Annotated in this window: 12 protein-coding genes; 1 reads left to right on the forward strand and 11 read right to left on the reverse strand. The window is 29.6% G+C overall.

Annotated elements, in window-relative coordinates; genetic code table 11:
- Positions 1–93 precede the first annotated feature (93 nt).
- The 3 genes from H8S20_RS15650 to H8S20_RS15660 form a co-directional block, all read right to left on the reverse strand.
- On the reverse strand, positions 94–816 hold the full coding sequence (locus tag H8S20_RS15650; protein WP_186860674.1) for an amino acid ABC transporter ATP-binding protein: 723 nt from the start codon (positions 814–816) through the stop codon (positions 94–96).
- On the reverse strand, positions 803–1,465 hold the full coding sequence (locus H8S20_RS15655) for an amino acid ABC transporter permease (protein WP_032120302.1): 663 nt from the start codon (positions 1,463–1,465) through the stop codon (positions 803–805). Before H8S20_RS15655 ends, H8S20_RS15650 begins: the two co-directional genes overlap by 14 nt.
- A gap of 147 nt (positions 1,466–1,612) precedes the next feature.
- Complete coding sequence (locus H8S20_RS15660; RefSeq protein ID WP_186860675.1) at positions 1,613–2,437, reverse strand: transporter substrate-binding domain-containing protein; 825 nt, start codon at positions 2,435–2,437, stop codon at positions 1,613–1,615.
- A gap of 316 nt (positions 2,438–2,753) precedes the next feature.
- Here H8S20_RS15660 and H8S20_RS15665 point away from each other — a divergent pair, with 316 nt between their 5' ends.
- Positions 2,754–3,836: a PRK06851 family protein gene (locus tag H8S20_RS15665; RefSeq protein WP_186860676.1), complete on the forward strand. Its 1,083-nt coding sequence runs from the start codon at positions 2,754–2,756 to the stop codon at positions 3,834–3,836.
- 82 nt (positions 3,837–3,918) lie between these two features.
- Here the strand turns inward: H8S20_RS15665 and H8S20_RS15670 are convergent, their stop codons facing one another.
- The 8 genes from H8S20_RS15670 to sfsA form a co-directional block, all read right to left on the reverse strand.
- Positions 3,919–5,229, reverse strand: a complete 1,311-nt coding sequence (locus tag H8S20_RS15670; RefSeq protein WP_032120304.1) for a PTS sugar transporter subunit IIC — start codon at positions 5,227–5,229, stop codon at positions 3,919–3,921.
- Between the two features lie 385 nt (positions 5,230–5,614).
- Positions 5,615–6,325 carry a GntR family transcriptional regulator gene (locus H8S20_RS15675; RefSeq protein ID WP_186860677.1) on the reverse strand — a complete coding sequence of 237 codons (711 nt, stop codon included), beginning with the start codon at positions 6,323–6,325 and terminating at the stop codon, positions 5,615–5,617.
- A gap of 228 nt (positions 6,326–6,553) precedes the next feature.
- Complete coding sequence (locus H8S20_RS15680; protein ID WP_186860678.1) at positions 6,554–8,650, reverse strand: HelD family protein; 2,097 nt, start codon at positions 8,648–8,650, stop codon at positions 6,554–6,556.
- Between the two features lie 299 nt (positions 8,651–8,949).
- Entirely contained in the window at positions 8,950–11,004 is a 2,055-nt protein-coding gene (gene ftsH, locus H8S20_RS15685; RefSeq protein ID WP_186860718.1) for an ATP-dependent zinc metalloprotease FtsH, read from the reverse strand.
- A gap of 67 nt (positions 11,005–11,071) precedes the next feature.
- Complete coding sequence (lepB, locus tag H8S20_RS15690; protein ID WP_243177710.1) at positions 11,072–11,710, reverse strand: signal peptidase I; 639 nt, start codon at positions 11,708–11,710, stop codon at positions 11,072–11,074.
- Entirely contained in the window at positions 11,701–11,922 is a 222-nt protein-coding gene (locus H8S20_RS15695; RefSeq protein ID WP_032120307.1) for a DUF3006 domain-containing protein, read from the reverse strand. Before H8S20_RS15695 ends, lepB begins: the two co-directional genes overlap by 10 nt.
- A 524-nt stretch (positions 11,923–12,446) precedes the next feature.
- Positions 12,447–13,118 (reverse strand): beta/alpha barrel domain-containing protein, encoded by a 672-nt coding sequence (locus H8S20_RS15700; protein WP_436231601.1) that lies wholly within the window; start codon positions 13,116–13,118, stop codon positions 12,447–12,449.
- Positions 13,119–13,246: 128 nt separating this feature from the next.
- Positions 13,247–13,939: a DNA/RNA nuclease SfsA gene (gene sfsA, locus H8S20_RS15705; RefSeq protein ID WP_186860679.1), complete on the reverse strand. Its 693-nt coding sequence runs from the start codon at positions 13,937–13,939 to the stop codon at positions 13,247–13,249.
- Positions 13,940–14,440: the final 501 nt, after the last annotated feature.

The following is a 14,440-nucleotide window of genomic DNA, read 5'->3' on the forward strand; positions in this document are numbered from 1 at the left end:
TTTATATATGATTATTTGTCTACTTTGTAGAAATGAAAAGCGGACCTTTTACCTTTTGCGCGGCAAAACAAAAAAGAGCGCATTGCGCTCTTCCTATATAACTTTTGATAAAAAGTCTATTGTTCTTGGATGTTTTGGATTATTGAATATTTCTTTAGGGGAACCTTCTTCAACTATCTTCCCGTCGTCCATGAACAATATTCTATCTCCAACCTCTCTTGCAAATCCCATTTCATGTGTTACTACAACCATAGTCATTCCTTCTTTTGCAAGATCTTTCATAACTGATAAAACTTCTCCAACCATCTCTGGATCTAAAGCTGATGTTGGTTCGTCAAAAAGCATAACATCTGGCTCCATACAAAGAGCTCTAGCTATAGCTATTCTTTGCTTTTGCCCTCCTGAAAGTGACCCTGGATAAGCATCTGCTTTATCTACTAGCCCTACTTTTTTTAATAAATCATATGCTTTATTTTTAGCATCATCTTCATTCATTTTCTTTACCATAATAGGTGATATAGTTAAATTTTCTAATACTGTCTTATGAGGGAACAAATTAAATTGTTGGAAAACCATCCCCATCTTTTCTCTTATTTTATTTATATCTGTTTTCTTATCTGTTATATCAGTTCCTTCAAATATTATTTCACCACTTGTAGGAACTTCTAATAAATTTAAACATCTTAGAAAAGTACTTTTCCCTGAGCCTGAAGGTCCGATTATTACTACTACTTCTCCTCTTTTTATATTCTCATTTATTCCTTTTAAAACCTTATTTTCCTTAAAACTCTTGTGAAGATCATTAATTTGTATCACTTACCTTCATCCTCCTCTCAATGTACTTTATAAGTCTTCCTAATGAGAATGTCATAACAAAATAAAATACTGCTGACATTATTAATGTTTCTGTTTTATTAAAACTCTTTGTGCTAACAACATTTGCAGCATACATAAGTTCAGCTACTCCCAAAGTCGATGCCATTGATGATTCCTTAATTATTGCAACAAATTCATTACCTATTGCTGGTAGTATATTTTTTATAGCTTGAGGAATTACTATTTTTCTCATAGCCATAGCTTCAGTCATTCCTAAACTTCTAGCAGCCTCCATCTGACCTTTATCAACTGCTTCTATTCCAGCCCTTATAAGTTCTGAAACATATGCTGATGAATTTAACGATAATGCTATTATTACAGCTAATAATTCATTAATATTAAGTACATTACTTAATCCAAAATAAACTATAAATATTTGTAATAGTAACGGAGTCCCCCTAACTATCTCTACATAAGCTGATGATACAAACTTAAATATCTTAATTTTTGAACGTTTTAATAATGTTAATAAACTACCAAAAATTACTCCTAATACAACTGATGCTAGCGATATTATTAAAGTCCACTTAGCTCCCTGTAAAAAATAAACCATCTGCCCATTTGTTATAAAATCAAAATCCCAATTCATTAACTCTCACCTGCTATCTCCCTGAAAATTTATTGACTAATTATTATGTATATTCACTTACTCTATTTATATGAGACGCATATCTTTAATAAGCGTCTCATATCCTTAAGCTCCATTTTTTATATTTAATATTAATTTCAAATTTAATTATTCAACTTGATTTTTTACTTGTTCTACTGCTTTTTGTACAAATTCATCTATCTTTCCTTCATCTGCTAATTTCTTTAATGTTGAATTAACTTGTGCTACCAACTCTGGTGAATCCTTTGGCATACCTATAGCTGAACCCCCTTCTGAATCCTCTACTATCTCTTCTCCAACAGCTAAATCTGTATTTGCAGTTACTGCTAAATTTGCAACTGGAGCTTCAACTATTAATGCATCAATATTACCATTTTTAAGTTCAAGTATTAACGTATTAACATCAGCTAATAATTTTACATTAGAATCTTTAATTCCTTCAGCTATATCAGCTTGAATAGATCCCATTTGAGCACCTATTTTTTTACCTTCTAAATCAGCTAAAGTTTTGTACTTATCTTTATTTGATGCTTGTACTAAAAATGCTTGTTCAGCTTTATAATATATATCTGAAAAGTCTACAGCTTTCTTTCTATCTGGCTTAGGTGTCATTCCTGATATAGTCATATCAATTTTACCTAATTGAACTGATTCACATAATGCATCAAAATTCATTTCTTTTAATTCTAATTCTACTCCAATATCATCAGCTATAGCTTGTGCTATATCAACGTCAAATCCTATTATCTTATCCTCACCATCAATTAATGCGTGATATTCATAAGGTGCATAATCTGCACTCATTCCTACTACTAACTTTCCATTTTCCTTTATTTGCGTTAGCTTGTCCTTACCTTCTCCATTTGAACTACTACCACATCCTACAGCCGTCATTCCGAATACCCCAACGATAACAACTGCCATTAATTTTTTTATTGATAATTTCTTCATATTTAATCCCCCTTTTAAATTATACAATGCCTTCCGACTTCATGCATAATTATACACCCATCAATCATAAATATGCAATAGTTTTTTTGAATAAATTTTCCTATTTTTATATTTTTCATAAATTTCATAACTTAAGCTCTGTATAACTCCTTATTTTTAGCCATATTTAAAAACTTTTTTATTTGTTACTCAAAAGCATATGCATAAACTTTCAGTCATTATGCATATAGTTTTTCCATTTTTTATTTTCTTTAAAGTCTACATTTATAACTTAGTTGAATAAAATATAATATCAATTTTTATTAGGAGTGATCAAATGGATAATTTGAAAGGGCGACACTATTTTCCTGGAGGTAATACCTCAAGAGGATTCTATTCTTTTTATAGATATATTCTAAGCCAAGATGATGCTAAACGAATTTTATGTCTTAAAGGTGGCCCTGGTACAGGTAAATCTTCATTAATGAAAAAGGTTGGCGATTATTTTTTTAATAAAGGCTATACAATAGAATATCATCACTGTTCCTCTGATAATAATTCTTTAGATGGAATAGTCATAAAAGAATTAGGAGTAGCTTTAATTGATGGTACTTCTCCACATATAGTTGATCCAATAACCCCAGGAGCTGTGGATGAAATCTTAAATATGGGTGATGCTTTAGATATAGATATGTTATCCAAACATAAAAAAGAAATTTTATCTATAAATAAAGATATAAGTAAATGCTATAAAAGAGCTTATAGATATTTAGCTTCTGCAAAATGTATTCACGATGATTGGAGCAACCTTAATTATGAATCATTAGATTCTAATAAAATTTCAGTATTAATTGAAACATTAAAAAATGATATTTTTAGAGCAGATATATCCGGTTATGGTGGAGAACGTAGACTTTTTGCAACAGCTATAACCCCAAATGGAATAATTACATTTGCAGATAATTTAGCAAAGGACTATAAAAATAAATACGTACTAACTGGTGGCCCTGGAATGGGTAAAACAGATATATTAAAATTCTTAGGCACTTGTGGTCAGAAGAAAGGATATTATGTTGAGTACATGTATGATCCATTTGTTCCTGAGCGAATTGAGCATATATTTATTCCTGAAATATCTACTTGCGTAATAACAAATAATGAAATAAATAAAGCAAATTATACAGGTATAAACTATTCTTTAAGCGATTACACAAAACCAAATTCACTTTCTTCTAAAGCTTCAGAAATAGAATATGATAGTCAAATATTCTATGAATTAGTTAATAAAGCTATTTCATTAATTAGTAATTCTCACGCGCTACATGATGACTTAGAAGCATTTTATATAAAAGCTATGAACTTTGATGTTGTTAATAATATATATGAAAATGTAATTAGAAAAATTGAAAAATACGAATAGATTTACAAGGTAATTAATAATATAAAAAATGCCTTCGCATATTGTTTGCGAAGGCATTTTCTTTATATTCATTAATATTATTCTATTCTGCGTATTTCTTAGCTTCCATTCTTTCTGCTGCATATACGAAAGGTAAGTAAATTACTATTGATATAATTATGTTAACTGTCGCTAATATAGCCCCTGAAATATGACCTGTAGCTAAGAATCCTGAAATTATCGGTGGTGTAGTCCAAGGCATTGATGCAACAATTACTGGACTTACTAAACCTGATTTTATTGATAAATATGAAACTATTGTTGTAACAACTGGTGCAATTATAAATGGTATACCGTATATTGGGTTCAATACTATTGGTAATCCAAATATAACTGGTTCATTTATATTAAATATTGCTGGTGCTGTACCTAAAGCAAGCATATCTTTTCTACTTCTACCTGCTATAGCTATAGCTACTAATAAACCTATTATTAATCCTGCTCCACCCATATGAACGAAAGCATCAAAGAATGGTCCTGCTAATGTGTGTAATGGTTCACTAGAACCTGTAGCCATTATTTGAGCATTATCAGCACCTAATTTAGTTAATAGAGTACTTGTTATTGGTAATGCAATGTTTGAACCATGTAATCCAACAAACCATAATCCATGTATAAATAGTGTTATTGCTATAGCTCCACCTAAAGAATCTGTAACTCCTGATAATGGAATACCTACATATTTATTTATTAAATCTGTTAAGAATGCACCATCTGTAATATTTCTTAATACTAATCCAAATATTGCAAATATAAGAACTGTTAACATTCCTGGTATAAGCTTAGCAAATGATCTACTAACAGCTGGAGGAACCGCATCTGGCATCTTAATAACTAATGCCTTAACTTTTCCTAATTTAACAAATAACTCAGTTGATAAAAGACCTACTATGATTGCTGTAAATAATGCTGTTGTTCCTAAATAAGCAACTTGCATGAATCCCCAACCTACTACTGCTTCTGTAGCACCTTCAGGGATTATTGATGCAGTTTGTGGTGCTAAGAAGAAGAATATTGCTGTAGCAATCATTGCTGCTTGTAGTCCATTTTCTTCATATGATTTAGCTAAATTATAAGAAACACCTATAACTAGTAATAATGCCATTATAGCTAGTGTTCCCCACCAAATGTCACCATTAACAGCTTTAATGTACTGCCCAAATGTGTTTTCTGCTAAGAAATTTGATAAACCTTTAAAAGGCATATTATTTATAAGCGTTGCAAAAGATCCTATTATAGTTAAAGGAATCATAGCTATAAATGCATCCCTTACTGCTACTAGATGTCTTTGAGCACCTAATTTAGTTGCATATGGAAGTATATATTTATCCATAAATGCTGAGAATTTTTCCATTTAATCCACCTCATTTTAATATTTTTAAATATCTAATATAATCATATAATTGTGTATTCGTTTTCCGAACTTTATGTATATATATTACACGAGTTGTATATACATTTCAAGATATTTTTTATGTAAATTATATACATCTGAATTTATTTTCTCCTAAAAACTTAAATTTATTATAAAACTACATTCCCGGAAACTCATCTTTATTTGTTTTTTAGTTTTTGATAAAGTTATCTATAGATTATAAAAATTATAATTTCCTAAATAACAAAAAAGATATACTAAATTCTCTTACTATATAAAGATTAAAGTATTACTTACTCTTTATATAAAGCTAATTTAATATATCTATCTTAAAAGCATTTTCTATTTAATTTATAATATAAATCTAATCGTTCTCTACAAGTGCATTTAATGTTAACTTATAGCCATAATGATATGTATGAGAATATTCAAATGATTCTCCTGTTTCAAGAATCCCAACTTGCTCAATATGCAGTATAGGAACTTCTGATTCTAACTCAAGTAAGTTTATTAGCCCTTCATCTGCAATTATAGCTTCTATTATACGATTTGCAGTATGAATATTATAATTGTTATTTCTTATAAAATTATATAAGGACATACAATCATCCTTTTTTAAATTAGGAAACATCTTTACAGGCATATAAGTTATCATATATGATACAGGTTCGCCATTAGCATATCTTACTCTCTTTATTTCCCAAACATTTTCCCCTATCTCAAGATTTAATCTATCTTTTATAGTTTCATTTGCCTCTACTACAAGTAAACTTACAAGCCTAGTTGTAATTTCATATCCTTTTCTTAGCATTTCTTTTGTGAAGCTTTCCATAGCGCCCATATTATCAGAAACTCTATTACCTAAAACTATACTTCCAATTCCTCTTTTTCTAATGATATACCCTTGCTTAACTAAATTATTAAATGCTGATCTCACCGTCATTCTAGTTACATTGAACTTTTCACTTAATTGATTTTCTGATGGCAATAATTCGCCTGGCTTTATTTTCTCTGAATCTATTAACTCTCTTAGGTATTTTTCAATCTTAATATATACTGGTTCATTAACTTTCATATTTTTAAACTAAACTCCTTTAAACGATTACTTTAAGGTCAATTGTATATACATCATTTATTATTGTATATTATCATATTAACATAAATTCAGACAAAGTGCGACTTAATCAATGGCAAATTTAAAATAACAAACCTAAAATTAAATAAGATATTTATATAAACGAATTTCAAAAAAGAAACTGCCTAAGCAGTTTCTTCCTTAATTTATCATTTTAAATTTATAATTTTACATTTCTAAATCTATAACCTTTAATCTATGAAGAGCTCTAGTACACATTATATATTTAACTAAGTTATCTGTATCATTATCAAGATTAACTACTATAACTCCATCAAACTCTAACCCTTTTGCATAATATGATGGAATTATTACTCTTCCGCCTCTATATATTAAGTCTTCTCTATCAAAAGAAAGAATCTTAGTAAATTGCTTTAATTCTGGAGCTATTTCCTTCAGTTCTTCTTTTCCCTTAACTATTATAGCTACATTTTCATAATTTTCATCTTCGTATGCTTCTAAAGTTTCTAATAAAGTATCTATTAAATCTTCCTTATCATTTACCCTAACTTCTTCTACATCATATTTTCCTTCTCTAACAAAAGGAACTATCGCATGTTCATCAAGTAATTTATTAGCATATTGCATAATTTGATAAGTAGATCTATAGCTCTTGTTAAGATCAAAGTATTTAGTAAATCCACCAAACAGTGGTTTTAAATTAAGCATTGCAGCTTCTTCTGTAGCTTTTATTAACCTCTGATTTGCATCACCAACTATAGTATAACTTCTACATCCTGTTAATTCTTTTAATACTATAAATTGAAGCATGTTATAATCTTGAGCTTCATCAATAACTATATGCTTAATGTCGCTCTTACACTTCTTCCCATCAAGCTTAATCATAAGATATAAAATAGGAGCTAAATCTAAGTAAGATAGAATCTCCGTATCCATCATTTCTTTATAAATATCTACTATATTTTTATGATTTATCCAAGCAGCTAATTCAGCTTTAGCCTTCATAACCTCTCTTACTATTTCTCTTACTTTAATCCTTCTTGTAAATTCAATGTTATTTTGTTCTATTAACAATTCATCTTCAGAAAGACTCGCAAGCTTTTCTTTAACCGCTGCATTAAGTTCTCTTACTTTTTCATCTCTCTTATCCTTTATTTTAGATATAATAACTCTCTCAATCTTTTTGCTTCTTCTAAATAAAGGCATATACTTATAATGCTTTTCAAATAATTCCTTTATTTCTTCTATAGAAACTATCTCTTCACCAAAACACTTTATTGGTTTAATATTAAAGTAGTTTTCCTCAAACTCAGTACATTTCTTATCTAATAAATCTATAAATTCCTTTGAAGATTTATATTTTATTTCATCAATTACTTCATTATTACCTCTTAATGCTTTTTCTAAATACTCAGTAAAATCTACAACATGTTGATCTAATCCAATTTCACTTATTGCAAAGTTTACAAAAGTCTGTTGTCTTACTCCACCTTCTCCTAAAGTCGGTAAAACCTCTCCAATATAATCTATAAATATATCATTTGGTCCTAAAATAAGAACCTTATTTCCTAATTGCTCCCTGAAGTTATATAATAAATAAGCTACTCTATGAAGAGCTATTGTAGTTTTCCCTGAACCTGCAACTCCATTAACTACAACAACCTTTTGTCTATCTTCTCTAATAATTTCATCTTGCTCTTGTTGTATAGTCATTACTATATCTTTAAGCTTTTCCCCTGTGTTTGATGAAAGTATCATTTGAAGTATATCATCTTTAACATCTACTTCAGAATCAAAAAATCCTTGAAGCACGCCCTTTTTTATCATTATTTGTCTTCTTGATAAAATATCAACTGGGACTTCTCCATTTGGAGATTTATAACTACTTTCTCCTACAGTTCCTTTATAGAATAAAGATGATACTGGTGCTCTCCAGTCAACTATAACTGGTTCGAATTCACCTTCTCTATTTAATCCATATCTTCCTATATAGATAGTCTCTTGAAGACCATCATCTGCAAAAGCAACCTTCCCAAAGTAAGGAATTTCCTTAAGCTTAGTATATTCAGTTAACTTTTTATCTATAGTCTTATATGACTCTTCCTTAACGTACTTTTCATGATCAAAATACTCAATTAGTTTATCTTCATCATCTCTATGCTCTTCAATAAACTTCTTTCTATACTCAAGTATATAATCTGCTATACCTTTTCTCTTTTCTATATAATTAAGAATTTCTTGATTTAATACCTTAAGAGTGTAATCTAAATTCTGCTCCTCTTGTAAAAACTCAAATTTATTCATTAAAAAACCTCCTGTTTAGTGCCCTACGGCAGGATAAATGTTCAGCTAACCTGAAGAGAAATATGAGCCTTGCTCGGATAAATATTCAACTATATTGAAGAGAAATATGCCCTTAGCACAGATAAATATAAGTTTCATTCGGATAAATTTTCACTTCGTGAAGATAAATATGCCTGACGGCAGAGTCAACTCTCTTGCCGCCAGGCAATATTTATCTATGTATCGGCATAGATTTCTCCACGTCGTAGACGTATATTTCTCAACTCCGTAGGAGTACATTTCTCTTTTGCATTAGCAAACTATTTTGTTTCTTCGTCATCCACTGTTACTGTTGTTTCATCAACTTTTGTAACTTCCTCTTCAACATCACTGCTTACTAAAATATCATCTTCTTCTGAAGCCTCTTTATTTTCTTCTATAACTTCAGTAGTTATTGTTTCCGCTTCAGCAATTACTTCTTCTACTAAAGTATTTTTATCTGCTTCTACTACTATTTCATTATTTTCTTCTTTTTTATCTTTCTTTAACTCTGGATATTTTTCATGAACAAACTTCATGAATTCATCTCCATATATAGTTTCTTTCTCTAATAGATATTCAGAAATTTTGTCTAATAAATCTCTGTTTTCATTCAATAAAGTTCTAGCCTTTTCGTGGCAATTTCTTATTATTTGTAATATTTCCTTATCTACTAAAGTTGAAGTTTCTTCACTACAGTTTCTTACAGCTCTACCGTCTAGGTATCTATTTTGGATTGACTCTAAAGCCATCATATCAAATGAATCTGTCATACCATAAACAGTTACCATACTTCTTGCAGTTTGACTAGCTCTTTCAATATCATTAGATGCCCCTGTTGAAACAAGGTTAAATACTTCCTCTTCAGCAGCTCTTCCTCCAAGCATAACTGTTATTTGATTTAATAACTCATCCTTTGATACTAAGTATTTTTCCTCTTCAGGTAATTGCATTGTATATCCTAAAGCTCCCATAGTTCTTGGAACTATAGTAATCTTATGTACTGGGTCAGTACCTTCTAAAAGTCCAGCTACAAGTGCATGACCAACTTCGTGGAAGGCTACTATCTTTCTCTCTTGAGCTGAAAGTATTCTATCCTTCTTTTCCTTACCAGCAATTATAACCTCAACTGCTTCTTGTAAGTCTTCTTGAATTACTTCATCTCTCTTATGTTTAACAGCTCTTAATGCTGCTTCATTAACTATATTTGCAAGGTCGGCCCCTACAGCTCCCGGAGTTCCTTTAGCTATTTCATCTAAGTTAACATCTGGTGACATTTTTACATCCTTTGAGTGAACTTTTAATATAGCTTTTCTACCTATTAAGTCAGGTCTATCAACTATAACTCTTCTGTCAAATCTACCTGGTCTTAAAAGAGCTTTATCTAATATTTCTGGTCTATTTGTTGCCCCTAAAATAACTATTCCTTTAGAAGTATCAAATCCATCCATTTCAGTAAGTAATTGATTTAGAGTTTGCTCTCTTTCATCGTTACTTTGCATTTGATTATCTCTGCTCTTACCTATAGAGTCTATCTCATCTATAAAGATTATACATGGAGCGTTTTTTTCTGCTTCTTTAAATAAATCCCTAACCTTAGCAGCACCCATACCAACAAACATCTCAACAAAGTTTGATCCTGATACAGTTAAGAATGGAACCTTTGCTTCTCCTGCAACAGCTTTTGCAAGTAAAGTCTTACCTGTTCCTGGAGGCCCTACTAATAAAGCTCCCTTAGGTAATTTTGCCCCTATTTCTGTATATCTCTTTGGATTATTTAAAAAGTCTATTATTTCTGTAAGTGACTCTTTAGCTTCATCTTGACCTGCAACATTGTCAAAAGTAATCTTTATATCATTTTCCATGTATATCTTAGCATTGCTTTTACCCATTCCCATTGGGTTACCGCCCATTTTTTGCCCCATCTTATTAAAGATGAATTTAACCGCAAAGAACATTAGTACAAACGGTAATACATTTATTATAATGAAGTCCATTATAACTGAATTTTGTTTAATTATCTCTGGAAAATAATCAACATTATTTTCAGTTAATAAAGTGATTAAATCTGGATTCTCAACATTTCCTGTATAAAGGACTTTACCTTTATAATCGCTAGTATCCTTAGGAACTATTACTAATGCATTTCCTTCAGTACTAACTTTTTCTACCTGCTTATTTTCTACTAACTGAATAAATTCATTATAAGATATTTCTGTAGTTGTAAGCATATCCTTTGCAGTACTGAAAGAGTATAAGAATAGGAATGCTATAACAGCATATATTATAAGAAATTTATTATTTTTCTTTTTGGGCGCATTGTTGTTATTATTCATATTATTATTGTTCTTATTATTTTTATTTGGTCCATTTTCACTCATATGTTTTCTCCCTAATTTAACATTATTTAATCATACCAAAATCATCAAATGGATATACTTTCAATTGTGCTTTTCCCATAATATCACTACCATCTATATATGGAGTATCCCAATATCTTGAATCACTTGAGAAGAAACGATTATCTCCTAAAAAGAAGTATTGTCCCTCAGGAACCTCGTATGTCCCATTAAATTTATCTGGTGTTCCAATATAGTTCTCATAAAGAGTTTCACCATTTACTGTAACAATTCCATCATTTATTACTATAGTATCTCCCGGCTTTCCTATTAATCTCTTTATCATATCTTCATTTTTTTCATCAGAATGGAATACAACTACATCTCCACGTTCTAAATTTTCAGGATTATATACCCTAGTTACAAATAGTCTATCACCTACATTTAAAGTTGGAACCATAGATTCTGATGGTATCTTAACTTTAAACACTATAAACTTATTTATTAATACAGCTAAAACTACAGCTATAAGTATAGGAACTACCCAATCATAAAAGAAACCAGTCTTCTCCTTTTTCTTAGCATTCCTATCACTACGCTTTTCTAGCTTTGAATTTTCAACATTGTTATCTACATTAGAACTATTATCTTCTTCATGTATATATACATCATTATTATTGAATTCATCCATATTTAAGCCCATATACCTTTCGTGATATTTTTTATTTTTTCTTTTCTTTTTATTGTCTCATCTTTGTCTATATAAAAGAAATCATTATCCTTTATTAATACATCACCCTCATTAGGCAACTTATTAACTTTTCCTTCTTCTATTACGATTATTTCCCCATTATAACTTTCTAATACAATAGCTTTTCCTTCTATTCTATCAACAACAAAAAATTCTCTACCCATATAGAATACTCCCTATATATAATTATTTATAGATAAACATTATTATTAACACATAATAAATGAGTAACTATAAATTTACCAATATGACTTTGGATTTTTTATCAAAACTTACTATTCGCATACGCTCATAGGAGTAACTTCAAATAGCCAAATTAAAATTTGGATTTTCAGTTATATTACAGTATAGCACAACTAATTAGTTAAATCTATTATTTTACCAAATTAAGTAGTAATAAATACTCTATAAAGCAAAACAAATTAGCTTATAATATTATTTTACAATAATTCTATACTATATTTATGTCATTTCTGTTTCAAAATTATTTCCTTTTAATTAAAGTAAAATGAATAAAGACAAACAGCAAATTGAATATAAAATCAAATTTGCCATCTGTCACAATATTATAAGTCACTTTATTAACCTAAATGTACTTTTAACCTTTGTCATAATTCAAACCTCTCATCTCAGCGAAGCTGACATTTCCCCTTTTACGTAAGAAAAACATTTCACCTCGCGTAGCGACCTAAACCCCTCTATATCTGTCCATAAGTTCGCTCATTACATCTCCAGTAGGAGCTGGTGTATATGTTATAGCATTTGCTCCAGCCTCTATAGTTTCCCTTATAGTTTCTTCTGTTGGGCCTCCAGTAGCCATCACTGGGAAGTCAGGGAACTCTTCTCTTATTTTTCTTACTATCCTAGCTGTATCCTTACCACCAGATACATTTAATATAGTTGCTCCTGATTCTATTCTTTCCCTTATATTTTCACATTCAGATACAACAGTTACTATAACTGGAATATCAATTGTCTCTCTTATCTTTCTCAATATATCATTTGAAGTCGGTGCATTTACTACTACTCCCATAGCCCCTTTAAACTCTGCATCTAAAGCTAAGTTAACTACTCTTTTACCTTGAGTTATTCCTCCTCCAACACCACAGAATATTGGAACATCTGCCGCCATAACTAAAGCTTGAGTAATTAATGGTTGTGGAGTAAATGGATATACTGCAATTATTGCATCTGCGTTTGTGTTTCTTATTATTGCAACATCAGTTGTAAATAATAGTGATTTTATTCTTTTTCCAAATATCTTAATACCTGAACAATCTCTTATACAAGGTGGAACCTCTACTACATGACTTCTTAATACTCCCTTAATTTCAGGTACATTTTTAATCTTCTTTGTCACCAAATTCACCTCAATCAAAAATTTTACTTATACATTTATAACTAATCATATTATACTCTTATAATATATATTTTTTATAGTACTTTCTCAAAAATTTTACACTATTTTTTTTATAAATATATCATTAATTAAAGAATTATTTCAATAGGTTTATTTATCTCTATTCCATCCTCTGTAACAATGCAACTATAAGCAAAAATATCAACTCCATTATTTGCTGCAAATCTTAATGCTTCTCCAAATTTAGGATCTCTTTCATCGTGTGGTGAAAATTTTTCTACATCCTCTATTTGTATTAAGAACATAACACCAGCACCATATCTTTGCTTTTTAGCTTCAACTAATTCTAAAAGATGTTTTGCCCCTCTTTCTGTAGGTGCATCAGGAAATCTACAATATCCTTCATCTTCTAATGTAACACCCTTAACTTCTAAAAAATACTCTTCCCCATTTTCCTTTGATATCTTAAAATCAAATCTACTTTTACCAAAAGTTTTTTCTCTTAATATATTAGTATAATCCTTTAACTTTTCAACCTTGCCATTATTAAGAGCTTCTTCAACAACCTTATTGGGTATATGAGAATCTATACTTATAAGCATATCTCCTTTAAGAGCTGCTACTAAATCATAGGGGGTCTTCCTAGTAGGATTATTTTCTTCTCTCAAATATACTGTGCATCCTGGTACAAGTATTTCTCTGCAACGTCCTGTATTAGGAACATGAACCTTTATCTCTTCTCCATTAACAATAACATTAGCATGAAATCTATTAGGCCTATTTATAAACTCAGCCTTTAAAATATTCTTATTATATTTCATAAATTTCTCCTCCATAGTAAATACTAAATTTGTCTAATTATAGAATTAAAAAGCTATGAATTAATAATAGTTATCCACAACTTTTCATTTTTTATTAGATTTTAAATAGAAATCATTCACAAAATCAATGCTTATCCACAGTTTTTATCCACAATAGTGTTGATTCTGTTGATAACTTTGTAATTTGTGTTTTTTATTAATTTACATTATGCAACAAATTATGTGTTTTTTCAACGAAACCCATTATATAGGGTTTGTCTACTTTTTATGCATAATATATTGTGTCAATAAATTTTATAAAGTTTTCAACAGTTTTTAATATTTATCCACATTTTGTGGATAACTTTTAACAGTTTTAACAGAACTTTAGTTCTTTTTTGCCTTTTTATTGAAATTTCCCTAATTATAAGGCTACTTTCTGTGGATAACTTTTAATTATTTTTCTAATATTAAACAAATTTTCAATATTACTAACAACAAATTTTATATTTAAAACGTATT

This window comes from Clostridium hominis, from assembly GCF_014287825.1.
Taxonomy (GTDB): domain Bacteria; phylum Bacillota; class Clostridia; order Clostridiales; family Clostridiaceae; genus Clostridium; species Clostridium hominis.

Coding starts and splice junctions, on each gene's coding strand:
- H8S20_RS15655 (WP_032120302.1), bottom strand. CDS start 1,465: ATGAATTGGGATTTTGATTTTATAACAAATGGGCAGATGGTTTATTTT.
- H8S20_RS15660 (WP_186860675.1), bottom strand. CDS start 2,437: ATGAAGAAATTATCAATAAAAAAATTAATGGCAGTTGTTATCGTTGGG.
- H8S20_RS15665 (WP_186860676.1), top strand. CDS start 2,754: ATGGATAATTTGAAAGGGCGACACTATTTTCCTGGAGGTAATACCTCA.
- H8S20_RS15670 (WP_032120304.1), bottom strand. CDS start 5,229: ATGGAAAAATTCTCAGCATTTATGGATAAATATATACTTCCATATGCA.
- H8S20_RS15675 (WP_186860677.1), bottom strand. CDS start 6,325: ATGAAAGTTAATGAACCAGTATATATTAAGATTGAAAAATACCTAAGA.
- H8S20_RS15680 (WP_186860678.1), bottom strand. CDS start 8,650: ATGAATAAATTTGAGTTTTTACAAGAGGAGCAGAATTTAGATTACACT.
- ftsH (WP_186860718.1), bottom strand. CDS start 11,004: ATGAATAATAACAACAATGCGCCCAAAAAGAAAAATAATAAATTTCTT.
- lepB (WP_243177710.1), bottom strand. CDS start 11,710: ATGGGCTTAAATATGGATGAATTCAATAATAATGATGTATATATACAT.
- H8S20_RS15695 (WP_032120307.1), bottom strand. CDS start 11,922: ATGGGTAGAGAATTTTTTGTTGTTGATAGAATAGAAGGAAAAGCTATT.
- sfsA (WP_186860679.1), bottom strand. CDS start 13,939: ATGAAATATAATAAGAATATTTTAAAGGCTGAGTTTATAAATAGGCCT.